Genomic DNA, 382 nt, shown 5'->3' with positions numbered 1-382 from the left:
CGATAACCTCGATGCGTGCCCCATTCAACAGCGGTGTCCAGATCTCGAAAGTCGTCGCGTCGAATGCCAGGTTCGATGCGAGTGCGAAGACGGCTCCCGGCTCAACCTTTATGTAATCTGTATTTCGCACCAACCGAACCACGCCTTGATGATGAACCATCACCCCTTTGGGCACACCGGTGGAACCTGACGTATAGATCACATACGCCAGATGGCAGGATGTCAGATCCGGCACCACCGGGTTCGTCTCCGCCTGCGCCGGCAGCCGATTCGGATCCAGCACCGTGCGATCGGTCAAGGCCGCCCCACCCAGCGCCGCCCGGCCCGCTGCATCGGCCAACACAATATCCGGCGCCGCATCCATGAGAATATGCGCGAGCCG

The 382-nt window shown here is 60.7% G+C and carries 1 protein-coding gene; it reads right to left on the bottom strand.

Features of this window, described 5'->3' with window-relative positions; all coding sequences use genetic code 11:
- The coding region (locus tag KPG66_RS17450) for an AMP-binding protein (protein ID WP_237071690.1) at positions 1 to 382 on the bottom strand (382 nt) is incomplete at both ends.

This window comes from Mycetohabitans sp. B2 (assembly GCF_021733735.1).
In the GTDB taxonomy this organism is placed as follows: domain Bacteria; phylum Pseudomonadota; class Gammaproteobacteria; order Burkholderiales; family Burkholderiaceae; genus Mycetohabitans; species Mycetohabitans rhizoxinica.
The sequence above is the reverse complement of the archived record's forward strand: the minus strand, read 5'-3'. Positions and strand labels throughout refer to the sequence as shown.